The organism is Alphaproteobacteria bacterium, from assembly GCA_041396705.1.
Taxonomy (GTDB): Bacteria; Pseudomonadota; Alphaproteobacteria; order CALKHQ01; family CALKHQ01; genus CALKHQ01.
Map to the genome: position 1 here is coordinate 123,992 of JAWKYB010000013.1, position 24,890 is coordinate 148,881.

The 24,890-nt window shown below is 72.6% G+C and carries 20 protein-coding genes; 5 read left to right on the forward strand and 15 right to left on the reverse strand.

All coding sequences use genetic code 11. The features are described 5' to 3' along the window. Window positions 1-109: 109 nt before the first annotated feature. Window positions 110-712 (forward strand): hypothetical protein, encoded by a 603-nt coding sequence (locus R3F55_18600; GenBank protein MEZ5669403.1) that lies wholly within the window; start codon window positions 110-112, stop codon window positions 710-712. Here the strand turns inward: R3F55_18600 and R3F55_18605 are convergent. After that, on the reverse strand, window positions 684-1,304 hold the full coding sequence (locus R3F55_18605) for a hypothetical protein (protein MEZ5669404.1): 621 nt from the start codon (window positions 1,302-1,304) through the stop codon (window positions 684-686). The two genes, R3F55_18600 and R3F55_18605, sit on opposite strands and share 29 nt — an antisense overlap. A gap of 218 nt (window positions 1,305-1,522) precedes the next feature. On the opposite strand from R3F55_18605, the gene R3F55_18610 reads away from it, so the two are divergent. From R3F55_18610 to R3F55_18620, 3 genes are read left to right on the forward strand one after another with little or no spacing between them, the layout of a single operon-like run. Continuing rightward, window positions 1,523-2,029 carry a DUF1993 domain-containing protein gene (locus tag R3F55_18610; GenBank protein ID MEZ5669405.1) on the forward strand — a complete coding sequence of 169 codons (507 nt, stop codon included), beginning with the start codon at window positions 1,523-1,525 and terminating at the stop codon, window positions 2,027-2,029. A 44-nt stretch (window positions 2,030-2,073) separates the two neighbouring features. Continuing rightward, window positions 2,074-2,451 carry a hypothetical protein gene (locus R3F55_18615; protein ID MEZ5669406.1) on the forward strand — a complete coding sequence of 126 codons (378 nt, stop codon included), beginning with the start codon at window positions 2,074-2,076 and terminating at the stop codon, window positions 2,449-2,451. A 37-nt stretch (window positions 2,452-2,488) separates the two neighbouring features. Beyond that, window positions 2,489-3,289 carry a M15 family metallopeptidase gene (locus R3F55_18620; protein MEZ5669407.1) on the forward strand — a complete coding sequence of 267 codons (801 nt, stop codon included), beginning with the start codon at window positions 2,489-2,491 and terminating at the stop codon, window positions 3,287-3,289. 10 nt (window positions 3,290-3,299) lie between these two features. Here R3F55_18620 and R3F55_18625 read toward each other — a convergent pair whose 3' ends face one another. From R3F55_18625 to R3F55_18675, 11 genes are all read right to left on the reverse strand, one after another. Further along, the gene (locus tag R3F55_18625) at window positions 3,300-4,853 is read right to left on the reverse strand and encodes an SUMF1/EgtB/PvdO family nonheme iron enzyme (protein MEZ5669408.1); all 1,554 of its coding nucleotides are present in this window, start codon (window positions 4,851-4,853) and stop codon (window positions 3,300-3,302) included. Continuing rightward, on the reverse strand, window positions 4,846-6,072 hold the full coding sequence (locus R3F55_18630) for an FtsX-like permease family protein (GenBank protein MEZ5669409.1): 1,227 nt from the start codon (window positions 6,070-6,072) through the stop codon (window positions 4,846-4,848). The genes R3F55_18625 and R3F55_18630 overlap by 8 nt, the downstream gene beginning before the upstream one ends. Further along, window positions 6,069-6,824, reverse strand: coding sequence for an ATP-binding cassette domain-containing protein (locus tag R3F55_18635; GenBank protein ID MEZ5669410.1), 756 nt, complete (start codon window positions 6,822-6,824; stop codon window positions 6,069-6,071). The genes R3F55_18630 and R3F55_18635 overlap by 4 nt, the downstream gene beginning before the upstream one ends. A 40-nt stretch (window positions 6,825-6,864) precedes the next feature. After that, the gene (locus R3F55_18640) at window positions 6,865-8,859 is read right to left on the reverse strand and encodes a vWA domain-containing protein (protein ID MEZ5669411.1); all 1,995 of its coding nucleotides are present in this window, start codon (window positions 8,857-8,859) and stop codon (window positions 6,865-6,867) included. Further along, complete coding sequence (locus R3F55_18645; protein ID MEZ5669412.1) at window positions 8,856-10,271, reverse strand: hypothetical protein; 1,416 nt, start codon at window positions 10,269-10,271, stop codon at window positions 8,856-8,858. The genes R3F55_18640 and R3F55_18645 overlap by 4 nt, the downstream gene beginning before the upstream one ends. A 10-nt stretch (window positions 10,272-10,281) precedes the next feature. Next, window positions 10,282-12,957, reverse strand: coding sequence for a virulence factor SrfC family protein (locus R3F55_18650; protein MEZ5669413.1), 2,676 nt, complete (start codon window positions 12,955-12,957; stop codon window positions 10,282-10,284). A 15-nt stretch (window positions 12,958-12,972) separates the two neighbouring features. Then, window positions 12,973-15,990: a virulence factor SrfB gene (locus R3F55_18655; GenBank protein ID MEZ5669414.1), complete on the reverse strand. Its 3,018-nt coding sequence runs from the start codon at window positions 15,988-15,990 to the stop codon at window positions 12,973-12,975. Window positions 15,991-16,132: 142 nt separating this feature from the next. Then, on the reverse strand, window positions 16,133-17,605 hold the full coding sequence (locus R3F55_18660; protein ID MEZ5669415.1) for an SrfA family protein: 1,473 nt from the start codon (window positions 17,603-17,605) through the stop codon (window positions 16,133-16,135). 22 nt (window positions 17,606-17,627) lie between these two features. Further along, a complete protein-coding gene (locus R3F55_18665; protein ID MEZ5669416.1) occupies window positions 17,628-19,007 on the reverse strand; it encodes a VWA domain-containing protein in 1,380 nt (459 codons plus the stop codon). Between the two features lie 5 nt (window positions 19,008-19,012). Next, window positions 19,013-19,957, reverse strand: coding sequence for a hypothetical protein (locus R3F55_18670; GenBank protein ID MEZ5669417.1), 945 nt, complete (start codon window positions 19,955-19,957; stop codon window positions 19,013-19,015). A gap of 24 nt (window positions 19,958-19,981) precedes the next feature. Then, window positions 19,982-21,373 carry an SrfA family protein gene (locus R3F55_18675; GenBank protein ID MEZ5669418.1) on the reverse strand — a complete coding sequence of 464 codons (1,392 nt, stop codon included), beginning with the start codon at window positions 21,371-21,373 and terminating at the stop codon, window positions 19,982-19,984. 213 nt (window positions 21,374-21,586) lie between these two features. On the opposite strand from R3F55_18675, the gene hutG reads away from it, so the two are divergent. Further along, entirely contained in the window at window positions 21,587-22,408 is an 822-nt protein-coding gene (hutG, locus tag R3F55_18680; GenBank protein ID MEZ5669419.1) for an N-formylglutamate deformylase, read from the forward strand. Window positions 22,409-22,414: 6 nt separating this feature from the next. Here the strand turns inward: hutG and R3F55_18685 are convergent, their stop codons facing one another. The 3 genes from R3F55_18685 to R3F55_18695 are packed head-to-tail and all read right to left on the reverse strand — an operon-like array spanning window position 22,415 to window position 24,715. Continuing rightward, window positions 22,415-23,707: a hypothetical protein gene (locus R3F55_18685; protein ID MEZ5669420.1), complete on the reverse strand. Its 1,293-nt coding sequence runs from the start codon at window positions 23,705-23,707 to the stop codon at window positions 22,415-22,417. Further along, entirely contained in the window at window positions 23,704-24,513 is an 810-nt protein-coding gene (locus R3F55_18690; GenBank protein MEZ5669421.1) for a histidinol dehydrogenase, read from the reverse strand. Before R3F55_18690 ends, R3F55_18685 begins: the two co-directional genes overlap by 4 nt. Window positions 24,514-24,553: 40 nt before the next feature. After that, window positions 24,554-24,715: a histidinol dehydrogenase gene (locus tag R3F55_18695; GenBank protein MEZ5669422.1), complete on the reverse strand. Its 162-nt coding sequence runs from the start codon at window positions 24,713-24,715 to the stop codon at window positions 24,554-24,556. Window positions 24,716-24,890 lie beyond the last annotated feature (175 nt).

Consider the following 24,890-nt stretch of genomic DNA (forward strand, 5'->3'; position numbering starts at 1 on the left):
CTAGCATCGTCGGCCGCCGCATGCACCGCGTTGTGCGCATTCTCATGGCCGCGCGGCGCCGAAGCCCTATAATTACCGTCACGGCAATGTCGCCGCGCAGGAGTCCCTCATGCCCGTCCGGTCGTTCTTCGCCGCTGTCCTGGCCTGCGTCGCCGTTGCCGCCGTCGCCGCACCGGCTGGCGCCCAGCCGTCGAAGCCGGTCTCGGCCACGATCAACGCGCTGGCGCTGGCGCCGATGCCGCCGGCCGCCTCGATCGAGATCGTCAGCTACGACGACAGCGACCTGGCCCTTGCCATCGCCGACGTCGCCCGCCAGACCCTGGCCGCCAAGGGCTATCAGGTCGGGGCCGGCGGGCAATTGCTGCTGGGGCTGGAACTGCGCGACCGCGACACCATCACCCGCGACGTGCCGACCCTGGGCAGCGCCACCGCCGACACGCGGCTGGACGAGGGCAGCGTGCGGGTCAACCTGTTCGCGGACAGCGAGGACAGCGTGCTGGGCGGACGGGTCAACCCCGATTCGGTCGACGCGCTGCAGTTCGGCATCTTCGTCACGCTGAACGACCGCAGCACCGGGCGCCGGGTCTGGCAGGGCGAGATCATGGCCGACATCAGCGGCTCCAGCCGCGAGGAAGCCGGCCCGCTGCTGGTCAGCGCGATCGCGAACCGGCTGGGCGAGCCGATCAGCCGTGAATCGCTGGTGCTAGAGTAGGCTCGGCGACGTCGGGCATCAGATAGGCAGAGCGCCGCTCGTTCTCCGTCAGCATCAGTCCGCTGGCGATGTCCGCCAGGACCGGGCGCTCCATCGCGTGCATCTCGTCGTCGGCGCAGGCGACCAGATACGCGCCGTGCAGGATGACGATGCGCACGTCGCGATCGATCTGCTGCCACAGGCCGGCGAGATGGTGCCGGATCGGCTCGCGGTGCAGGTCGACGTTCACCACGCTGGCCTTGATCGCGGCCATGTCGATCGGCTTGCCGGTCAGCTTCTGAAAGACATGCTGAACCGTCTCCGCCTCCGCTTCGTGCAGGTGGCCGTCCGAGGCGGCGGCATAGGCCAGCGCCGCCAGCAGGGCCTGGCGGCTGATATCGGACTGGAACGCCTCGGCGCTGTCCACAGCCGTCTCGCGGCGGCGCGGCATGGCGATCATGCCGACCAGGGCCAGGACCGAGCCGACGCCGAGCGCGCCGTAGCCGACCGAGCCGGCACTGTCGCCGGCGAAGGTGACGAAGCCGCCGACCAGCGCGACCCCGATCGCGATGACGGCGGCGCCAAGGCCGAGAAGGGCGGGACCAGAAGGCATGCTGTCCTCGCGATTGCCTGTGCCAGCAGCGGGCGCATGCGGTGCGAATGGCGGGTAGGCCGCACCGACTGCGGGCGCCCAGTTTCCGCCACAGCCGTTAACATGTGCTTATCCGGCCGCGCCGCCCGCGGTGCGGGCCACGCCGGCCCTTGCGCGACCGGGCCGGCGGGCGCAGAAAGAAGGCCTCGTCCACCCGCACATGAAGGTGCCCGCCCATCATGACGCTCTCGATGTATCAGGCGTCCGTGCCCGTCTTCACCCGCATGCTGAACGCACTGTCGGCGATCCTGGAGAAGGCCGAGACCAATGCCGCCGAGCGGCGGATCGACCAGACCGTGCTCGTCGGCTACCGGCTGGCGCCGGACATGTTCCCGCTCAGCCGGCAGGTCCAAATCGCCACCGACCATGCCAAGGGCTGCGTTGCCCGGCTATCCGGGGCCGAGCCGCCGAAATACAGCGACGACGAGGCGACGCTGGGCGAGCTGCGCGAACGCATCACCAAGACCCTCGCCTTCGTGCAGTCGAAGCAGCCGGCCGACGTCGACGGATCGGAGGAGCGCGAGATCACGCTGTCGATCGGCGGCCAGGCGATGCATTTCCAGGGGCAGGACTACCTGCTCGGCTTCGTGCTGCCCAACTTCTACTTCCACGTCACCGCCGCCTACGCGATCCTGCGCCATTGCGGCGTGCCGATCGGCAAGCGCGACTTCATGGGCATGAGCTGAGCGGCGAGGACGCCGCCGCCGACACAGCGACAGGGAGGCATCGGATGCGTGCATTGCTGGCGGGACTCGCATTGGCGCTGGCCGCCGGCCCGGCGGCGGCGCAGGAGCTGATCGCGCAATACGGCGCGCTGCTCAGCGACCGCGACCATCTCAACTCCAACGGCCAGCGGCTGACCAGCGCGGCGGCGATCATCCGGCAGGACCGGGCCAACTTCCATCGTTTCGGCCGGCGCGACCCGGCCGACGAGTGGGACCCGGTCTTTGCCAACGTCAACAACCGCGCCCGGATGGAGGCGCTGCTCAACGCCGGCACCTCGTCGCCGGGAGCGATCCAGGCGATCGTCAACGGCCGCCCCTATGTCGTCGTCCAGGTCTGGGGCCATGCCGGCGTCATCGACTACATCGACGTGACGGTGAACTGAGCGCCTTTCCGGCGCATTCCGCGGTCAGGCTGGGCCGATGCTGAACCGACGCGCCTTCCTTGCCGGCGGATTGGCGCTGGCCGCATCGCCGCTGCGCACGCCGGCCCGGGCCCAGCCCGCCGACCCGTCCGTTGCCGCCCAGGCGTTCATCGACGCCTATCCGCAGGCCATCGTCGGCTACGCGAATGGCGACCTGGTCTTCGCCTCGGGAGCACGGGTCGCGCTCGACGACGGGCGGGACAAGGATTTCGACCGGCGGCTGGAGAACGCCGACCCGCAGGACATGCTGCACGACCCCTATCCCTGGGGTGCGGCCGACGATCCGCCCGCGCGCAACTTCGACCCCGGCCGCTATCGCTGCGACCCGCTGTTCCGCGCCCTCTACGGCGAAAGCCGCGACGCGGTGGCGGCGCAGCTCGAGACGGTGACCTGGCTCGCCAACACCCGGCCGAGCCCGCTGCCGGTGCACCGCGCCTTCGACGTGCCGGCGCGCGTCGCACGCATCTCCGCCAAGCTGGAGGCGCTGGGCGAGGCGTTCCTGCCCTATCTCGCCGAGCCGGCCGGCAGCTTCAACTGGCGGGTCATCGCCGGGACCGACCGGCTCAGCGCGCACAGCTTCGCCGTCGCGATCGACATCAATGTCAACTTCGCCGACTACTGGCGCTGGGCCGGCGGCGGCCCGGACCCGAGCGAATACCGTAACCGGATTCCGCCGGAGATCGTCGCCGCCTTCGAGACCGAGGACTTCATCTGGGGCGGGCGCTGGTACCACTACGACACCATGCACTTCGAGTACCGCCCGGAGTTGCGGACCTATGCGGATCTGAGCGGCCGGTAGCGCGGCCGCGCTATCGCGACAGCCGCGTCAGCCACACCTCGCGGTCGGCGGCACCGGTCAGGCGCACTTCGGCGACATGGTCGGCGAACACCGCGGCGAAGGGCAGGATGTCGCTGCGCCCGGCTGCCGCCAGTTCCTGGCGCAGCAGCTCCAGCTGGGCGTCGAAGGTCGGGCCGGGGATGTTCTCCGCCGCGATGATGGCGTTGTCGACATAGGCGTCCATCGCATCGTCGAGCGCTCGGCGCTCGGCCGCCAGCGCCTCGACGGACGCCGCCAGCTGGCGCTCGTCGAGCGCGGCATCGGCCAGCGCCTGCTGGATCTCCTGCTTCAGCGCGACGATCGCGGCGACCGCATGCACGTCGGCACCGAAGCCGGCGCCGAGACGCAGCAGCGCGCGCGCCAGCCGCTCGCCCGAGCTGGCGCGCACGTCGGTCTCGGCGCGCAGCTCGGCGATCAACCGCTCGGCGGCGGCCGCCAGCGTGGCGTCGTCGCGCGCCTCGATCAGCCGGGTCAGCGCCGACAGCGGGTCCTCCTCGCCCGCCGGCTCCGCCTGGAAGCCGGCCGCCGCCTGTTCGCGCCAGGCCGCGTCGATCTCCGCCAGCCGCTCGCGCGAGGTCAGCACCGGCGCCGCGATCACCAGCCGGAAGCCGATGGTGCGCACCCGGTTCGGCGCGCCGTCGCGGTAGTGCGCGATCTCCTGCCGGTAGGAAGTGCGGATCTCGCCCTCCGAGGTCAGGTAGTTGCCGCCGCGCACGACGAAGCCGCCGGCCTCGCCGTGCCACCGGCCGCCACGATTGAGCCGGAACGGGTCGAGCACGATCTCGTCGGCGTTGCCGAGCACGTCGTGCAGGCCCAACGGGTTCGGCGCCAGCAGGCCGATGAGCTGCAACCGGTTGTTGGCCGAGCGGCTGCCCTGGAACCAGACATAGGCCGGCATGCCCGCCGGCATCGGGAAGGTGCGGGCGCGGAAATCCTCCGGCCGCACCGCGATGCCGCCGCGCGCGGCGAAGTCCCACTCCGCCTCGGTCGGCAGGCGCAGGAAGCCGGCCATGCCGTCGGCGTCGGGCAGCGCGTCCGTGGCGTTGGCGGCCAGCCAGCCTGTATAGGCGTCGGCAAAGGCGACCGCGTCGGCCCAGGTCACCGCCGTCGCCGGCAGCCGCAGCCCCGGGTTCAGGTCGGGGCAGCTCTCGCCGAGCGCTGCGAGCTGCGCCGCATTGACCTCGTACTTGCCGATCCAGTAGTGGCGGCCGGCCTCGCCCGCCCCGTCGACGAAGCCGCCGGCGATGTCGGCGAACACCGGGCCCTCGGCATAGCCGCGCTCCTCGTCGGACGCGCCCAGCAGCACGCGGCGGTCGTCCAGCGGCCCGTCGGTCGGGGTCTCCACCCGGCGGAATGTCATCGCGCCGCCGCAGGGCATCGGCAGCACCAGATCGCCCTCGGCCGGCTGCGGGTTGGAATAGACCTCGGGCCACGGTTCGGGCGCGACGTCCTGCGCCGCCGCCGTGCCAGCCGGCCCCAGGGCCAGCGACGCCGCCAGCAGCCAGCCTGCCGCCGGCCTAGACATCGCGCAGGCCCTCGGCCGGGGCGATGCGCAATACCCGCCAGGCGGCCAGGGCGGCGGCGGCGAGCGCCAGCACCAGCGTCGCCGCAAGCGCCAGCGCCACGTGCCACCAAACCAGCCGGCAAACCTGCTCGGTGCCGGCGACCTGGTCGGCGAACACCGCATTGATGACGGCCGACACGGCCAGCGCCGCCAGCGCCGACGCGACGCCGCCGATCACCGCGATCAGCGCCGCATGGGTCAGCGGGAACAGCGCCAGCGCCCGGCGCGGCGCGCCGAGCAGGTGGATGACGCTCAGCGCCTTCTGCTTGCGCGCGACGTTGGCCCACAGGCTCGCGCCCATCGAGACCAGGAACCCGGTGCCGCCGAGCGCGACCACGATCAGGAACAGCACCGACAGGCTGGCGTCCAGGCGCTGCACAGCGGCGATGTCGGCCGCGCGGGTGCGCACGTCGCCGCCCGCGGCCACCAGCCGGTCCTCCAGCGCGGCCACGGCGTCGAGGTCGGCGGCATAGAGCCGGAAGCTGGCGAACAGGCGCGGTTCGGGCGGCGGCGGGTCGTCGGCGAAACCCCAGTCGGGTACCGCGCGTCCGTCGCGAAAATCCTCGGCCGCCAGCAGCACCGACAGGTCGACGAAGGCGGCGGGCCGGCCGAACGCGTCCGGAGGCAGCACCGCCGCCACGACGAAGCTGCGGCGGGCAACCTCGCGGCCGCCGTCGCGGGTGCGCACGACGATCAGGTCGACCGCGTCGCCCGCGGCCGCACCCAGCTCGCGCGCGGCGCGGTCGCTCAGCAGCACCTCACCCGGCGCCGGCGGCGGCGTGCCGCTCAGGGCGATCAGCGGATCGCCGGCCGCGGTGGGGATCAGCTCCGCCGTCACCACCGCCGCGCCGTTTGCGCCGGCGAACGCCAGGTCGGCGGTGGCCGCGATCTGGCGGGTGCGCGGAATGACGAAGCCGACCGCGTCGTCGTCCGCCATCGCCGCAAACCAGGCGGCGTCGTAGCGGCCGGCGCCGACCGGCGTCACCTCCAGGTTGCGCGGGTCGCCGGTCAGCCGCTGGGTCAGCGCGTCGATGAAGCCGTATTTCAGCGCCAGCAGGATGATCAGCGGCGTCAGCACGCCGGCCAGCGCGGCGACGAAGCAGAACGACATGCCGCCCTCGAAGCGGAAGTCGGCGACGCCCAGCCGCGCCACCTGAAGGGGCAGCCGTGCCGCACTCATGCCGGGTCCATCCGGAATCGCGACAGCGCGCCGTCGCCGGTCTCGACCAGGTCGTGTTCGACCACCGTCAGCCCGAACGCCTCCGCCAGGCCGCGGTCGTGGGTCGCGACCACCGCGGCGACCCCGGTCTGGTCGATCAGCTCGGCGAACAGCGCAAAGATGCGCTCGGCGTTGGCCTGGTCGACCGAGGCGGTCGGCTCGTCGGCAACCACGATCGCCGGCGCGTGGACCAGCGCGCGGGCGATGGCGGCGCGTTGCCGCTCGCCGACCGATAGCGCGGCCGGTCTCAGGTCGAGCCGCCCGGCGATGCCCAGGCGCTCGGCCAGCTCGGCCACGGCGTCGCCGTCGCCGCGCCCGGCCAGCCGCAGCGGCAGCGCGATGTTATCGCGAACATTGAGGAACGGCAGCAGGCCGCCGGTCTGCAGCACATAGCCGAGCCGGTCGCGGCGCAGGGCAGCCAGCCCGTCGGAATCGCCGGCGCGCCAGAGGCGGCCGACGTCGCAGGCGGCCTCGGCGCCGCCGATGGCGAACCCGTCGGCCTCGTCCGGCGCCAACGCCAGCGCCAGCATGTCGAGGACGGTGGACTTGCCGCTGCCGCTGGGCCCGACCAGCGCGACGTGGCTGCCCGGATGCAGGGCGATGTCCGCGGCCTCGACCGCGAACGTCCGCCCGGGACCTGTAAGCCAGCGCTTGCGCAGCAGCCGCGCCGACAGTAGCGCCGGCCCGCGGTCGCGCGGCGCCCGGTCCGGCATCGGCCCTGCTCCGGAGTCCGGCGCGCCCTCGCCCGCCGGCTCAGGGCAGCGCGTCGAGGGGGATGGGATAGACCGCATCGCCCGGCACCCGTCCGCCGTCCAGCGCAATCCAGCGGTCGACGTCGTTGTGATAGGCCTCGTAAAGCCGGATCTTGGCCTCGATCTCGTCGATGAACGCCTGCTGCTCGCCGACGCTCCAGCTCAGCCACAGGTCCTGGTCGATGCCCATGATCTTCGACTGGTAGGGCAGGCCTTCCAGATACTCGCCGACCAGCCCGAGGTCGGCCAGGTTGCGCGCCTCGCCGGAGCCGACCCGGCTGGGGTCGCGGCTCATCGCAAGGGCGGCGCTCTGCAGCTCGTCGAAGAAGGTTTCCGGCGCCATCTGGCCGACACGGGCGGCCTCGACGATCGCCTTCAGCACCTCCTGCAGGTCGCTGAGCTGAGTCTTCGACAGCAGCACGCGCACGTCGAGCGCGGCCACGGCGGGATTGGCCAGATCGCGGTCGGCCGCCCACGCCTCCAGCACGCTCGGCGCCTGGGCGCCTTCCTCGCGGCCGAGATAGGCCAGCATCATCGCGTTGCCGACGATCAGCGATTCCGCGCCGATCCGGTCGACAGGGTCGGCGGTGTTGGCGACCGCCGGCGGCGCCGCGCCGAACTGGCCCTCGGCATCGGCGACCTGGCCGGCCAGCGCCTCGCCCAGCGCGTCGATCACCCGGCCGAACTGCACCACGTCGCCGGCGGCGACAGGGTAGTAGAGCGGCTGGCTGAGGCCCGGGAAGCTGGACAGCACGGTGTATTGCGCGGCCGCGTCCTCGTGGTTGGCGCGGCCGACGTCGGTCAGCAGGTGCAGCGTGTAGATCGCGATGCCCCTGTCGGCGGCGAGCTGGCGCACCTGGTCGGAGTCCATGTGCGTGCCGCTCAGCGGGTCGCTGCCGCGCAGCGCGCCGGCGTCGGTGATCAGCACGACGTAGCGGCCGCCGAAGCCGTCCCAGGGCATCGACTGGATCGCGTTGACGACGCCGGAGAAGCTGTCCTCGACGAAGGTGGCGCTGGACACGTTGGCCGGGGCCACCGCGGCGACCTGGTCGAAGAACTGCACCGGGTCGGCGCCCTCGGTCAGGTCGACATAGCTGCGCGCGACATATTCCAGGCCGGGCACCGCATCGGTGTTGTTGCGGAATGCGACCAGGCCGAAGGCGACCCGGCCCAGCAGGCCGCGGTCCTCTAGCCGGTCGTAGATGGTGCGGATCGCCTCGCGGGTGCGGTCGATGTAGGGGCCCATCGAGATGGTGGTGTCGATCACGAACACCACGCCGGCCTTGAAATCCTGCAGCAGGTCGGCGCGGGCCGGGTCCGCCGACGCCGCCTGGGCCGGGTCCTTCGGCAGGGTCACCGACGCGACCTGCAGCAGCCGCGTGGTGAAACCGCTGTCCAGGTAGATCTCCTCCGACTGCAGGATCGGCAGCAGGTAGAACTGCCGGCGCAGGTCGACATAGACGTCGGGCTCGATCGAGATCACCGGCTCCGCCCCGCCGGCCTCGACCGCGGCGCGCAGCTCCGCCGCCGCCGCGCCGGGGTCGGTCGCGCCCAGCGTCGCCGCCAGGCCGTCGCGGTCGGCGAACAGCAGCACCCGCTCGCGGTTGGCCGGGTTGGCGAACGCCACGGTCATGTTGGTGTTCCACGGCACCGTGGCGCCGGCATTGAGCCAGCCGTCGACCGCGCCGTCGCGGCCGACGCCCACTTCCAGCCACTCCGCGCCCGCTTCCGACTGGCGGCCGTAGACGTAGAACACCGTGAACGGCGGCAGGGTCTCGCCGACCTGGGCGGCGTCCAGGGCCGGGGTCTCGCGCAGCACCGCGTCCGGCCGCGTCAGCACCCGCTGGTACAGCGTGGTCTTGCCGTCCTGCAGCAGCGGGACGCGGTCCTGCGCCACGGCCACGGCGGGCTGCAATGCCGGCAGCACGGCCAGGGCGAAGGCCGCCGGCAGGGCGGCCCGCGCCAGCCCCCGGCGCACGGCGGAGACGAGGGTCACTGCAAGTCCTCCAGCATCTGCCGCGCGGCATCGACCAGGCCTGCTTCCTCGGCCCGGTGCAGCGCCTCGCGCGCATCCTCGATGGCATTCTCGTCGGCCAGCAGCCGGGCGAGGCTGAGCAGCGCCTCCTCGTCACCGGCCGCCACGGCCCGCTCGTACCACGACCGCGCCACCGACGGGTTCGGCCGCGGCAGCGGGCTGGTCTGCGGCGTGAAAGTCTCCGGGTCGTACATGGCGGCGACGGCGGTCGCCGCATCGGCGTAGCCGCGCTCGGCCGCATAGCGGAAGATCAGGAAGGCGGCATCGACCTGGCCCTGGGCCAGCAGCTCGGACGCGCGGCCGAACGCCTCTTCCGGCGACGGCTGCGATTCCAGATACTGCCGGGCCAGCTCGCGCTGGCTCTCCGGCGACGGCGGCGGCTCCTGCGCCGCCTGGTCGTCGGTGGCGTCGGCCGGCGCCGCCGCGCCGCCGCGCGGCGTCTCCTGGGGGCCAAGCCACGACAGTGGGTTAATGTTCCAGCGGCTCGGATCCGGCGCCGTCGCCGGGTCGGCCGGCTGCGGCTCCGGCGGTGCGGCCTCGGCGACCACAACCGGCGGGCACAGCCCCAGGTCGTCGGCGATCGCACCCAGGCTCGCATGCGCGCAGATCTCGTCGCGGCCGAGATAGACCGAGGCGGCGGCAGCACCGGCGATCAGCACGACCGAGATCGAGGCCACCGCGGCGACGCGCCGGCCCCACGGGCGGCGATGCGCGGCCGCCGCGGCCGTCGCGGCGGCGTCACGCTCGGCCCGCAGGTCGGGCGCCGGCCGCCCGCCGGACTCCGGCTCGGCCTCGAACGCGGGGTCGGCAACGGGCTCCTCCGGCTCGACCGCGGCCTGCACCGGCGGCGGCGATACCGGCTCCGGCGCCGGCGGCACAACCGCGGCGACCGGTTTGGACGATGCGGGCGGCTGCGGCGCTGCCGGCGGCGGCGGCGTATCGCCGACAAGGGCGGCACCGGTGCGCAGCGCCGGGGCCTCCGCCTCGACCCTGCGGGTCGCCACCATGCGGCCGCGGCGCGCGCCTGCCCCGCCGATCGGGCCGGGGATCGCCGGCCAAGCCAGCCGGCCGTCGAGCGCCGCGCCGTCCGGCAGCACCAGCAGGAACGCGACGTTCATGCCGGGTTCCATGTGGGCCACCACCTCGGACCCGACATGCAGGAACAGGGCGTCCTGCACCACATAGGCGGCCGCCGGCGTCAGCAGCGCCTCGGCCGCCTGCCAGCCGGTCGGGCCCAGGCTGTCCTCGCGGAAGCCCGGCCGCCGCACGGCGAAACGGATGTCGTCGGGCGCGACGCGCACGCCTTCGACCCGAATGACCGCGTGGCCGGGTCCCTGCTTCCTGTCCGCCGCTGCCGTGATCAGAATGGTCATGTCCGGTCGCTCAGGCCGCCAGCGCGTCCAGCCGTTCCAGGATCGCGCCGAGCCGGCTGTTCTGCTCGACGTCGATCGCCTCCTCGCCCTGCATGGCGAAGTTGTCCTCGACCAGCTTCATGAAGGCGGCGATCCAGTCGACGTAATAGTCCTGGTCGAACTGCGACGGCGTCTCGCTGAGTTGCGGGAATCCGTCGACCGGCGGGCGGCCGCGGAACACCGGGCGGCTGGCGCCGTCGCGGGCGCTGACGGCGGGCCGCAGCGCCTCTTCCTGGCCTTCGAACCCGAGATAGTCGACGAAGGTATTGATGTGGTTGGCGGCCAGCAGCACCACGCGGTCCATCATCTGGTCCCACTTGACGTTGCGGTACTTGCTCTGGTCGCGCACGTCGCCGGCGATGTCGCGGCGCAGGCCCAGCCGGGTGGCGCCGGTGACCAGCTCGTGGATCAGGTTGCTCATGTCGCCGCGCGGCACGCGATAGTAGGTGCCCGCCGCCTCGTCGTCGGCCAGCTTGTTCAGCTTCTCCACCCACAGCTCGACCGAGGCGCGGGCGAAACGGTCGGCCTGGTCGGTCATGCTCTCGCCGTTGGCATCGCCGGAGCCGCCAAGGCCGAGCGCCGACAGCATCGCGCCGGCGTCGGCCGCCCGGCCGACGGTGACGGAATGGCCGTTGGAGCCGGACTCCAGGCCCTCGACGCGGTAGTAGACCGACTCCAGGTCCTCGTCGTCGACCTGCAGCGCGCGCAGCAGCTCGCCGAAGCGCTGCGAGGTGGCGCTGCCGACCAGACGCTGGGCGATGGCCTGCGCCAGCTTGCGCTTCTTCTCGCGCTCCTTCTCGGCGTCGGTGGAGATGTAGAACGGCGTCAGCCGCTCCGCCAGCCGGCGCCGCCACTCGGCCAGGTCGCCCTCGATCTGCTGGCGCTTCAGGTCCGGGTTGCAGACCGGCCGCAGCTTTTCGGCCAGATAGCGGATGCCGCCGTCGTTCAGCGCGAACGCCGCGTCCCAGGCCGCCTCCGGCTCGGCGAAATGGCGCTTGACCAGCTCGTTGTTGAGATAGGCGGTGCGGAAGGTGCCGATGCGCTCGCGCTCGCCCGCCCGGATGCCGAGCTCGTGGAACACGTTGTGGCGCAGCTTCTCCTCGTCGTAGTCGAGCAGGTCGGTCGCCGCGATGTTCGGGTTGCGCATCCAGAAGGTGTTGCGGAAGCCGCGCCGCCCGTCCCACTCGTGCACCCAGCCGTGGCGCTTGCCGAAGAAATCGACCAGCGAGGCCTGCAGCCGCGCGGTCCAGCGCTCGGTCGGGCTGTCGTCGTCCTCGCGCTTGCCCTTGGCCCGCTCGAACTCGGTGTCGAATTTGGTCAGCACCAGGAACAGCGCGGTGGTGCGCCGGGCGCGGGCCTGCGGCGTGTCGCCGTGGGTGACGCTGATCCACTGGTTGATCATGTCGGGCAGCGTCTTCACTTCCTGGTTCGACGGCCCGATGCACAGCAGCATCGCGGTCAGCTCGCGCTCCGCCACATAGCGGTCGAACAGGTAGGCTACCTTGCCGCGCAGGAACAGGTGCTGCAGCATGTCGCCCTTGCGCGCCAGCTCCTCGGCCATGTTCGGGATGATCTCGCGCGAGCGCGCGCCCGGGAAGTCGAGCAGGTCGGTGTGGTCGAAGAAGTCCCACGGCTTGTCCTCGACCACGATCCGCAGCTCGGCGACGATCGCCGTCACCTCGGCCCGCGGCAGCGAGACCTTCTTGCCGGCCGGATTGACCAGGTCGAGCCGTTCGCCGGCATCCTTGCCCAGGTCGTAGAGCGTGCGCACGTCGATGATGCTGGTCTCGCGCGGGACCAGCGCGTTCAGCGGGGCGAAGGCCTCCGGCGCGAAGTCGAGCTCGGCCAGCGCCGCATGCAGCCGCTTGTACAGTTCGGTCAGCGGCTCGACATCGGCCCAAAGCAGCGCGAACAGCTGCGCCCGCTCCGCCCGCTTCAGCCGCGGCGCCAGCCGGGCGGCCTGGGTCCAGTAGTTCGGCCCCAGCGCGCGCAGCCGCGGCGCGGTCGGGAATTGCTTGTCGAAATATTCCTGCAGGTCGAACACGTCGTCGGAGGTCAGCGTGTCGACCGCTTCCGCCTGGGCGGCGCGCGCCAGCTCCGACAGCCGCTCGTGCACCGCGGCCGGGTCCGGCGCCGGGAAGGTGTTGGGGTCGCCGTCGAGGTAGAAGGTGTTGCCGATGATCTTGACGATGTCGGTCTGCGACAGCAGCCGCAGCTCGACCGGGAAGCCGTCCGGCGTCTTGCGTCCCGGCTGCAGGGTGAAGCGGGTGACCAGGCCGGTCGATTCCTGGCCGCCCTGCGGGTTGATCTCCTCGACGAAGTCGACCGTGCGGCCGGCGAACTTGGCGTTGAGCGATTCGGTGTCCTTCCGCGCCAGCGCGGAGATCAGGTATGACTTGCCGGCCTGGCTGGGGCCGAACACGCCAACGCACATCGGCCGGCGCACCGCGACCTCCATCTTGCGCGCGGCGTTGGCCGCCTTGCGCAGGTCCGACAGCAGCGCGGTGCCGTCCGGGCCGACCCGCTCGGCATTGGCCTCCATCCAGTCGATCGCCGCCTGGGCGGCCTCGGCCGTCGCGCGGCAGGCTTGTGCCGCGCGCTCGTTCTCCGGGCTGGTCAGGGCGGTCAGGGGTGCGGAATCGGTCATGAGTCGGCTTCGGGCCTATCGGATGTTGAAGATGCCGGTGTCCAGCCAGTAGCCGGCCTCCGACTTCAGCGTCTGCAGCCGCATCTCCAGGTCGGATTCGCGGAACGGCGTGTTGTCGCTGTCGACGATGTCGATGATCTCGAAATCGCCCTCGGTCTCCTCGTCGCTCTCGACCGCGTCGTCGCGCATCGACAGCGTCACCTTCAGCGGCATCGCCGCCTCGCGGCGGATTCGCGGATTGCCGAAATCGAGCCAGTACAACGGCTTGCCCGGCCAGCGCTCGACATCGAGCTGGCGGAAGCCGATGAAGGTCGGGGCCTCGAAGGTGAAGGTCGCCTTCGGCGGCGCGCCGCGGCGGTCGTCGAGGTCGAGGCCGCGGAACAGCAGCTTGTCCTCGCGCAGCTCGCCGGTCCGCTCCATCTCGCCGATGAAGCGGGCGGTCGAGCGCATCCGCAACGCCGAGCTGCGGAAGGAAAAGGCCTCGATGTCGCCCTCGCCCAGGGCGCACAGCATCGCGCCGACCACTGCGGTGGTCTTCGGGTCGTTGATCCGGCCCTGGGCGTCGCGGAACGGGTACCAGCTGCCGACCCGATAGTGGTGCATCGCCTTGATCCGGTCCGGCACCACCGGCGGCTTGGCGAACATGGCCGCGGTCACCGCCGGGAAGCGCGACGGCCGGCCCGACAGCAGGACGATGTCGCAGTCGTACATGAAGACGATCTCCGACATGTCGGCCAGCACCTGCGCAATCACGCTGCGCACGGTGGCGTCGATCGCCGCCTGGTTGACCGGCACCTGCAGCGCGTGCAGGTCGAAGCCCTCGGCGCCGGCGTCGCGGGCGGCGTCGGCCAGGTAGCGCACGAAGGCGTCCTCCAGCCCCGGCGGCGGCGTCTCGTCGAAGAACTGGTCGAAGGCCCAGCTGTCGACGTGGTTGCCGGCGATCGGGCGGTAGGATTCGTACTGCTCCAGCAGCCTGATGCCGACCGGCAGCGCGACCCGGTTGGCGAACTGCCGCCTCAGCGTGCGGTCGCGCTCGGACTGGTCGCCCCAATCGCCGCCGAACAGCTCGGTCACCAGCGTGCGGGCGTTGGTCGCCCCGGCCTTCTCCAGCGCGTCGGTGATCGCCGGCATCACGTGCCGCTCGATCACGGCGCTGAGGATGTCGTCGCCGGCGATGTTGAAGCCCTCGCGGAACTCCTGGTGCGGGGCGATGGTGCGGTCGCCCTCCAGCCGGTAGGTGGTGATGATCAGGTCGGTGGTGCCGCCGCCGATGTCGATGCTGGCGACCCTGAGGCTGGGCCGGCTGTTGGCGCCTGCCTCGCCGTTGCCGGCGGCCTTGCTGGCGGGGCGCGGCCGGCCGATGGTGTTGAAGAAACCGCGGATGTCGCCCTGAAACTTGTGGGCGATCTCGCTGTACAGATAGACCAGCTGGGTGCAGCTCGCCTCGTCCCAGTCCAGCAGCACGCGCGGCGGCTGCGGCTGGTTCGGGTCGTCGCCGTCCCAGCCCATCGAGGTCCACAGCAGGCGCACCGCCGCCTCGGCGCGATGGCGCAGGATGTCGCGCTCCGCCTTCGGCATCGCCGTCGGCATGGTCATGATCACCCGCTCCAGCTGCCGCGGCACGTCCTCATAGGGCCGCTTGCCGCGCTGCTCGGCGGAATTGGCCATCACCAGCCCGTGCAGGATGATCTCGGCCAGCACGAACACCATCAGCGACGAGCGCGAATAGCGCGCCCGCAGCGCCGGGATCCTTGCCGCCGCCGGCAGCTTCGGGTCGTCCAGCGGCACGCCCTCCTCGGTCAGCTGCTGGACGAACACGCCGGTGGTGACCGGCGGCTCGAAGCCCTGGTCGTCGTCGCGGGCGCCGCCGTGGCCGGGCGCGGCCAGGCCGTTGAAGCGCCAGTCCTGGTTGCGCGGCCGCGTGTCCCACAGATAGCGCTTCGGGCTCGACATGCCGGTGGCACCCTCGGTGCCCTTGGCCTGGCTGGCCAGCCAGGCCGCCTCCGGCCCGACCCGCGCGACCAACGGCCAGTTGAAGGCGTTCGGCCGGCCGGAGCGGCGGCTGAGGTGGTCGCGGCCGAATGCCGGCTTGGCGAACTCCAGCCGCGATCTGAACGGCCGGTTGTAGGCCAGGTGCGGGCGCGACAGGTCGCGCAGCTCCAGCACATAGGAGTTGTTGAGGTCGATCTTGTCGTCGGGGTCGGCCTCGATCAGGATGCCGCAGGTGCGGCTGTTGCCGACGTCGAGCACCAGGTCGACGCCGATCGGCCGGTACTTGCGCGGACGGGTGTCGGTGTCGACCAGCTGGATGCGCGGGAACAGGCGCATGTCGGCCAGCACCTGCAGCAACGTCAGATAGCGGGCGTAGTGCTCGCAGGCCCACTGCAGGTCGGCCTCGGTCACCGGCCGGCCGCCGCGCTGGCGGCGGCGATAGTCGATGAACAGCTCGTACAGCCACTCGTCGACCCAATCGTCGGCGATGAACCATGAATTGTCGCGGTCGTCGTGCGCCAGCGAGAACACCTGGCCGGAGCGCGCGTCCTCCGGCGACGGCGCCAGATAGGGCGCGCCCTCGGCCTGGTCGGCCAGCTCGGTGTCGAAGGCCAGCGTCACCCGGTGGCTGTTGCCGTCGCGGTCGGGTTCGTCCAGCGCCACCACGCGCACGCGCGCCCAGTTCGACGGGCCGCGCGCGAACACCGGCGCGCCGTCGCGGCTGCGCTCGCGGATGCGCAGGAACGGCACCGGCACCCACTGGCCGAGGAATACCTCCAGTGCCCGGTCGGCGTTGATGACGTAGCTCGGTTCGACCGTCTTGCGCTCGGCGTCCTTGGTGACGAAGTCGCGGGTCTGCGGGTCGCGTTCCAGGCAGTGCAGGTTGACCGGGGCGTCCTCGGCGGTACCGGTCGCCTCCTCCCAGAAGGCGCGGCTGACCCGGGCGGCGGCATCGATGCTGAAGCCGAAGTCCAGGAACTGGATGCCGCTGCGCGGAATCAGGCTGGTCAGATGACGGTAGGTGGGCAGGGCCTTCAGCATTCGCTCAGCAATCCGTTCTCCCGCCCCAGGGGACAGAATGGGGCATCGAATATGGCCTGGATATGGCGATCACGCAAAACACCTGCCATGACGCGGCGCAACTTTCCCCAACATGCGTGAATGGCGGTGGCGGCCTGCGGCGTCACTCGGCCGCGTACAGCCCCACCGGATAGCCGGAACCGCCGGCCTGTGCGCCTTCGCAGATGGTGGAGCCATCCGCGTCGATCACGCAGACCACCTCCGACCGCTCGAATTCGGTCCCGTCGCTGCAGGCCGGGTGGTCGAGCTCGGTGATCACCACTGCGTCCGGGCCGTTGTAGGCGGCCTGCGCCTCGGCCGAACAGGTGACGCCGTCGTCGAGGCGGATGGTCGAGCGGCCGCGGCCCTCTGCGTCGAAGGCATACTCGATCTCCAGCGGATCGGTGCTGCCCTGGTCCATCAGACTGCGCCCCGTGCGCCAGCGCCCCTCGAGCGCGGCCAGGTCCTGGGCGTCGCGCGCGGCCCGGTCGATGGTCAGCGGCGCACCGGCGGGCGGCTCGTCCGCCACCGCGGGCTCGTCCGGCGCCGGTTCGTCCGTCTCGGCGGTGTCGGTGCCGAGGTCGGGGTCGTCCGGACGGTCGAGCGCGGCAAGATCGGTGGCGTCGCGGTCCGGCAACGGCACCACCCGGTCGAGGTCGACGCCGGGCCGGTCGACCTCGGCCCGGTCGAGCGGCCGCACCGGATTCGCCGGCCGGTCCGGGACGAGAGTGGCGGCCGGCGGCCGCTGCGGCACCGGGCAGCTGGCCAGCGCGCGCTCCATGTCCGACTGCAGCGCCGCGAGCTGTGCGCGCAGTGCGCGTTCGCGGTCGCGGGCGGCGACCAGGGCGGAGTCGTCGGCCGGCGCGCGTTCGGCCACCTGGGTCGCCGCCGGCGTGGCGGGGCCGCCCGGACCGGTCGGCCCGGCGGCCTGCGCCGCCGGTCCGTCGAGCCAGGCGAGGCCGGGGATGTCCATGCCGCCGACGGCGCGCATCAGCAGCAGCGCCGCCAGCACCAGCAGCAGGAAGGCGATGCCCCACATCAGCCAGGGCAGCGGCGAGCCGCGCGCGACGGCAATCGCCGCCACCGGCGCGGCGGCGGCGGCCGGCTGCGCCGCCTGGCCGCCGAAGCCGTGCAGCGGCGCGGCCTGCGCCGTTCCGCCGCGTCGCGCAAAGCCCCAGAAGCTGAGCACCGGCTGGTCGCCGACCACGAACAGGTGGCTGTCGTCGGGCGTCGACAGGGCGAGCGAGATCAGGTGTCCCAGCGCCTGGTCGCTATCGTTGGTCGAGGCCGCCATCTGTGCGGACAGCGCCGACAGCTCGGCCAACAGCTGCTGCAGCGTCGCCTGCGCGGCCTGTGCCTCCTGCGGCGGCAGATCGGCCAGACGGCGCGCCTGGCCGTCGACCGGCGCATACCAGTCGATCCGGTTGTCGGACGAATGCATTACCGGCTCGGCGAACAGGGCCGCGTGCCGTGCCGACAGCCGCGCGCCGACCACCGCCCTCAGCTGGGCGTAGAGCGAATGTACCGGCCGGCCGAAGGCGCCGAGCGCCTGCAGCTCACCGACCGAACCGGTCGCCAGCCTGATCCGTTCGCTCATGTCGGTTCCGTTCCCGCCGCCCCTATTGGCCCTGCAGGCAGTGCGCCGGCACGTCGGGCTGGCCGGCGGCGCGCCGCACCATGTCGGTCAGGCCGCCGCTGCCCTCGGGCCGGACCAGCTGGCCGCCGGTGGCGCCGGCGACGCATTGCAGGTTGGCGGTGCCGGACAGGTCGATCACATTGATGATCAGCCCTGGATAGATCGCGGCGAGCCGCTGGGCAACCGCGCAGGGGTTGCCGCCGCAGGAATCGTTGCCGTCGGTCACCACCACCATGTAGGCGGGGTCGCTGGCCGAGCGGCCGCCGCGGATCAGGTTGCCGGCGGCGGTCATGCTGTCGGCCAGCGGCGTGCCGCGGCCGACGCGGGTGCCGGCGATACGGTTGGTCAGCGCGCCGCGCGCACCGCTGTCGTAGTAGCCGAAATTGCGCACGTCGCCGCAGTCGTGGAAGGTGATCAGCCCCATGTCGACATCGGCCGGGGTCGACTGGATCACGCCGATCATCGCCTGCTTGGCCCTATCGATGCGCTTGGCGCCGGACTGGCTGATCAGCTGCTGGAACATCGCCTCCGCCTGCTGGCCGCCCATCAGGCCGCCGCGCGCCATCGACTGCAGTTGCTCGTCGATGCCGGCCGGCGCGCCATAGGGGATCATCATGCTCTCGGAGGCATCGAGCACGAACACCACCTCCGGCGCCTCCTCCGGCGGGCGCGGCGCCGGGCAGCCCGGCAGGGCCTGCGGCTGCGGCGCGGGCACCGTCGTGGTGGCAACCTGGACCGGAGCATCGGCCACCTGCACCGGCTCGGCCGGCGGCGGCGGTGGGGGCGGCGGGGGCGGGGCCTCGCGCGCCGGCACCAGCGCCGGACGGCCCGGCGCGGGCGGCGGCGGAGGCGGCGGGGCGACCGCTACCGCGACAGGCTCCGGCTCGACCTCGACCGCGGCGACCACCACCGGCTCGGACGGCGCGGGCTCCTCGGCGGCGGGCTCTTCGACCGCGGGCGGCTCCGGTGCAACCGGCGGCTCGCCCGGCGGCTCGGCCTCGGCCACCTGCGGCTCCACCGGCGGCGGCGGCTCGTCGACCACGCACTGACGGCGCTGGTCGAGCAGTGCCCAGCGCAGGCGCGAAACCTCGTCGGCCAGCGCGGTGCCCTGGGCCCGGGCATCGTTCAGCGCGGCGAGCTGGACCAGTGCCTTCTCGCGCTCGGGGTCCGGTGTCGCGGCCGGCGGCTCCGCCAGGGCGACCGTTTCCGGCGCCGGCGCCACGGCGGTCTCGGCGTCGGCCGCCTGCGCCGGCTCGTCGACCAGCCGCCAGCCGACCAGGCCGGCCAGCCCGAGCAGGACGGCGCCGAGCCCGGCCCAGACCGGCCAGGGCACGCCGCGGTTGCGCATGGGTGTGTCCGCCATCCCGGTCAGCTCCGCGTCAGCCGCGTGGCATAGTTGAAGCGGCGGAAGAACTCATAGCTGTTGCATTGCGCCTGGCCGTCGCCGCCGATGCTGCAGTTGGTCGCCTCGCGGTACCACGGCCCGAAGTTCGAGCAGGTGCCGTCGCGCGGCTCCTCCATCACCAGCCGGCGGCCGGGTTCCCAGCGCGCCTGAATCGGCGCGGTGCAGGTGGTGCCGTCGCGGTCGCGGAAATTCATCTGGCCGTTGCCGTTGCGATCGAAGCAATAGCTCTTGGTCGCGGCATTACCATTCACCGGATTGGCAAAAGGTGAAGAGATCCAGCAGCCTTCCAGGAAGGCCAGGTCGCCGGTCTGAATCGCGGCTTCGGGCACCGCCAGCGTCTGCCCGGGACGATAGCTCACCGGCGGCTGCGGCTGCGGCTGGACCGGCATCGGGACCGCCGGCGGCTCCACGGCCGGCTCCGCCACGGCGACCCGCACCGGCTCCGGCGCGCGCTCGCGCTGCGGCGTCGCCGCCGGCAGCGCCACTGCCGGCCCGGGAGCGGGCTCGGGCGCCGGTTCCACCGCCGGCTGCGCCGGGTTGAAGATGGCCGAACGCGGGCCGGCCGCGGCCAACTGCTCCGGCACCGGCGACTGCGCGGCGGCAGGCGGCTCCTCGGTACGACAGGCGCGGCGCTGCGCGGCCACCTGCCAGCGCAACCGCGCCAGCTCCCGCTCCAGGCCGTCGGCCCGGTCCGCCGCCGCCAGCAGGCGCGCGAGCGGTGCCATGGCGTCCGGGTCCGCCGGCGCGTCCGGCGCGGCGGGCACGGCCGCCCGGTCCGCGAGCGGCTCGACCGCCTTCTCGGCGGCCGCACCCCGGCCGGCCTCGGCCAGCGCGGCCAGCCATCCCGCACCGACTCCGCCGCCGGCCACGGCGAGCATCACCGCCGCCATCAGGACCGGGCGCCGCATCGGCCCGCACCGGCCGGCGCGCTGTCAACGCTGGATCGAGACCTCGAAGGTGCCGCCGTCGCCATGGGCGCCGGCACAGGCCGCGGCGCCGCCGTCGCCCTGCGTGCACTCGATCCGCCATGACGAATAGGAACTGCCATCTTCGCACTCGATGTCCTCATCGGTTGCGATGATGAGACCGCGATTGGGCGAGATTGTGGCGCGGACCGGGCCCTTGCACAGCGTGCCATCCTCCGCGTCGCCCTCGCCCTCGGTCACGGTGACGTCGCCGCTGCCGTCGGCGGCGAAGCAGTAGCGCATGCCAAGCGGCACATCGTCCTGGTTGACCAGGTCGGTGGTCGATTGCCAGCAGCCTTCCAGAAAGGCCAGCTCGGCATTGGCCACGGCCGAGTCAGGGATCACCAGCGCGCCGTCCGTCGCCGTCGCTTCTTCCTCCGGATCGTCCGCCGCTTCGGTGGCCTCGGCATCGTCCGCCGCTGCGTCGTCGGCATCGTCCGGCGCCGGTTCGGCGGCTTCCGGGGCGGCGGCATCGTCCGCCTCGGCACCGTCTGCCTCGGCATCGCCGGCGAGCGAGGCCGGCACGATCAGTTCCGGCGGTTCGCAGGCCGCCTTGCGCTCGGCCAGCTGGTGCTCCAGCCCGGCCAGCCAGACCCGGAGATCGCGGGCCCGGCCGATCGCCTCAGCCAGCTCGTCGTGGCGCGGCGGCGGGCCGGCAGCGACCGGCGGCGCCGGATCGGGCGGCGGCACCGTAGCCGCGGCGACCACAGGCTCGCGGCCGATGTCGCGCAGCAGCCAGGCGCCGAGGATCGCCGCCACGGCGAGCCCGGCGAGCAGCAGCGCCCACTGCCAGCCGAAGCCGGCCGGCGGTGCGACCGCTGCCGGCACCGGCGCTGGCTGGACCGTCGGCTGCGGCGGCGGGACCGGGGCCGACGACGGCGTCCTGATGAATGCGACCAGCGCGCTCGCCGCGTCCTCGGCGGCGGATTCCTCGACATAGCCCCAGCACACCGCGACCGGCTGGTCGCCGACCATGTAGATGCGGTCGGCCGCCGGCAGGTGGATCGCCAGCCGCAGCATGCGGCCCAGCAGCACCTCCTCGTCCCGGCCGCCGTCGACCAGCGCGGTCGCCAGCGTCTCGATGTCGGCAACGATCTCGCCGATCCGCGCCTCGGCCGCCTCGCGCGCGTCGCCGTCCAGCAGCACCAGCGGCGTCACCGGGCCGTCGACCGCGGCGTACCAGTCGACCATGTCGTCGGCGCCGGCCTGCGGCTCGGCGAACAGCGCCGCATGGGTCGGGCCCAGCCGCGCACGCAGCAATGCCGACAACTGCGCATAGGCCGCCGACACCCGCTCGCCCTGCAGGCCGAGCGCGCGCAGGCCGCGCAGGTCGGTCGAGGTGATCAGGTGGTCGGCCATTCCCTTTCCGCGGCGGAGGTAACGGGGCTTTCAGGCAAAGGCACTATGCTCTAAGTCTTTCTGCGGCGGCGTAGCACAGCTTGGCCGGCAAGGCACGGTTCCTGCATCGCCGGCTGCGTCGTCCCGGCGCAAGCGCCTGGGCAACCGAAACCGCAATTGCGACATTTTTTCGGCGCGTGGCCCGCCGCGCGCCCAGCGACGAGTGCGACGACCATGAGCCAGGCGCCCAGCGAGCCCGCCCTCTACCACGTCAGCGAAGGCACCATCCCGGTGCTGGTCAACGTGCCCCATGCCGGCGTCCACATTCCGCCGGCGATCGCGGCGACGATGACGCCGGCGGCGCTGGCCGTCGCCGACACCGACTGGTTCGCCGACCGGCTGGCCGCAGTGGCGCTGGCGCACGGCGCGACCCTGATGACAGCGACCCACAGCCGCTATGTCGTCGACCTCAACCGCGATCCCACCGGCACCCCGCTCTATCCCGGTGCCGACAACACCGGCCTGGTGCCGACCACCACCTTCGCGCACGAGCCGATCTATCGCGACGCGCCGCCCGACGCGGCGGCGCTTGCCGAGCGGGTCGGCCGCTACTGGATGCCCTATCACGACCAGCTCTATGCCGAGCTGGCGCGGATGAAGGTGATCCACGGCATCGCGGTGCTGCTCGACGTCCACTCGATCCCGGCCCATGCGCCGCGCTTCTTCGACGGCCGTCTGCCCGACCTCAACCTCGGCAGCGCCGACGGCGCCAGCGCCGCGCCCGCGCTGACGGCGCGCGCATGGCGCGTCTGCACCGAGGCGAAGGGCTTCAGCGCCGTGCACGACGGCCGCTTCAAGGGCGGCTACATCACGCGGCGCTACGGCCAGCCGGAGCAGGGCGTCCACGCGCTGCAGATCGAGATCGTGCAGGCCGCCTACATGACCGAGGGTCCGCCCTGGGTCTGGGACGAGGCCAAGGCACGGCCGCTGATGGCCGTGCTCGGCGCCATGGTCGGTACGCTGGCCGACTGGGTCGGCCACGCCGCCGCCGCCTGATCGCGCCTATGCCGCCGGATCGACGCTGTCGAGAAAACGGCTGACGAGATCGTCGCCGTCGGCCGGTGCGCAGCCGCACATCACCGCGATCGACAGGCCGACCAGCGAGGTCTTCGGCGTGTGGATCGCCGCACCCATGCCGCAGCCGGCGCTGAGGTTCATGACCAGCGTCGGGCAGCAGAACAGCGCCAGCCGCACGGTCTGCCGCCAATCCGCCGGCAACATGCCGCGCCCATGCAGCGCGGCCAGCACCGGCCGCCAGTAGAGCGCCGCCTTGCTGTCGAGGAAGGCCTGGCGCAGCGGCGTCGGCGCCCAGTCGTGCGCGACGACCAGCACGTCGCCCTCGCGCCGCGCCGAGGCGGCGAGCCGGGCATCGGCCTCCTGCGGATGATAGAGCCACAGCGGGTGGGCGAAGATGTTGTGGAAGGTCGCCTTGACCTCGGCGAGCAGTGCCGGCACGTGGGCGCCGGCGAAGGCCGGGTCGAACCAGCTCAGCTGTCCGTCGTCGTACCAGACGTTGGCATTGTGCGCGTCGCCATGGGCGACGACGGCCGGATAGCGGCCGGCCGGCTGCGGCCGCAGTTGGGCGAGCGCGTCGGCGAACAGTCCGTCCAGCGTGGCCGGATAGTCCCGCCCGTTGATCCGCCAGGTCAGCCGGCGCAGCTCTTCCGCCGGCAGCGACAGGCCGGGGAAAACGAGGCTGCGCCCGCTGTAGAAGCGCTGCGCGCGGCCGCCGAGCCGGGCGTCGGCCTTGTCGTCGACCAACCGCCAGACGAACAGCTGCAGCAGCGGCTCCGCCGCGTAGTCGGCGGCCTCCGCCCCGTGCAGCGTCGCGACGTTGCGCTCGCCGACCAGCCGGTCGAGCCGCATCTGCGCCTCGACCAGCGGACGCAGGGTCGCCGGGTCGGCGGCGAATTCGGCCGCCTTGCACAGGTCGGCGAAGCGCGGCGTCTCGCGGGCCTCGTAGAGCAGGATCTGGCGCCCGACCGCGCGGCAGACATAGGCCGGCCGGTCGACCGGATAGCCGGCCTCGGCCAGCAGCTCGGCGCGGTAATATTCCTCGACCGTCGCCTCCTCGCCCTCCTCCTGGTGGAACTTGAAGAAGAAGCGCCGGCCGTCGGCAAGGTCGACGAAGCCGTTGACCGAGTTGAGCGAATAGCCGTCGCGGCGGATCGACAGCGCGGCGACCGGCAGCGCGAACTCCTCCGCCACGAAGGCGGCGAGGATGGCCTCCGCGCCCGGTTGGTCGCCCGCCGCCAGCGCGGCGCGGGCGGCGGCGAGCGGCGAGGCGGCGGTCACGCCCGCGCTTTGCCGGCGGCCATCACCCGGTCGCGGGTCGCGGAGACCGCGTTGGCGTGGCCGTCGAAGCCCTCGTAGCGGGCCAGCCGCTCGGCATGGCGTGCCATCTCCGGATAGGCCGCCGCGGTGACCTGGCCGATCGAGATGCGCTTCATGTAGTCGTAGGTCGACAGCGGCGAGTGGGTGCGCGCCGCGCCCGAGGTCGGCAACACGGCGTTGGGGCCGAGCACGAAGTTGCCCAGCGGCACCGGTGTGCTGGCGCCCAGCAGCACCTCGCCGGCATTGCGGATGCGGCCGAGATAGGTCATCGGCTCGTCGGCGACGATCTCCAGGTGCTCGGGCGCATAGTCGTTGACGAAGCCGATCGCCGCGGCGATGTCCGGCGCCAGCACGATGCCGCCGCGCGGGCCGCACAGCACCGTCGACGAGTAGCCGACCCGCTGCTCGCCCATCTGCCCCCAGTAGCCGGGAATGGCGTCGCGCGCCGTCTCCGCCACCTTGCGGCTGTTGGTGACCAGGAAGGCCGAGCTGTCGGGGCCGTGCTCGGACTCGACGATCAGATCGAGCGCGGCGATGGCGCCGTCGGCGGTCTCGTCGGCCAGCACGATCGCCTCGGAAGGGCCGGCCGGCAGGCCGGTGTCGATCACCCCGGCCAGCACGCGCTTGGCGGCCACCACCCAGGGGCTGCCCGGCCGACGATCTTGGCGCATTTCGGCACGGTCTCGGTGCCGTAGGCGACCGCGGCCACGCCGCGCGCCGCCGCACTTGTAGACGTTGGCGACGCCGGCGATCCGGGCCGCGACCAGCGTCGGGCGTCGACGCCGCCGTCGGGCCGCGGCGGCGTGATCATCGCGATTTCCGGCACGCCGGCGACCACCGCTGGATCGCGGTCATCAGCGCGACCGACGGGAAGGCGCCCTTGCCGCGCGGCACGTAGAGCGCGACCGAGGGGATCGGCTCCCACTTCTCGCCGGCGAACACGCCCGGGCGCGCCTCGTGCAGCCACATCGGCTCCGGCTTCTGGCGCTGGTGGAAATGGGCGGATGCCGTAGGCCCGCGTACTCGATCGATCGATCACGTCGGGTTCGACCTCGGCGAAGGCGGCGTCGACTCCCGGCGTCGCCCGGATCGCGTCCGCGGCGACGGCGGCCTTGTCGAACGCGCGGCCGAAATGGGCCAGGGC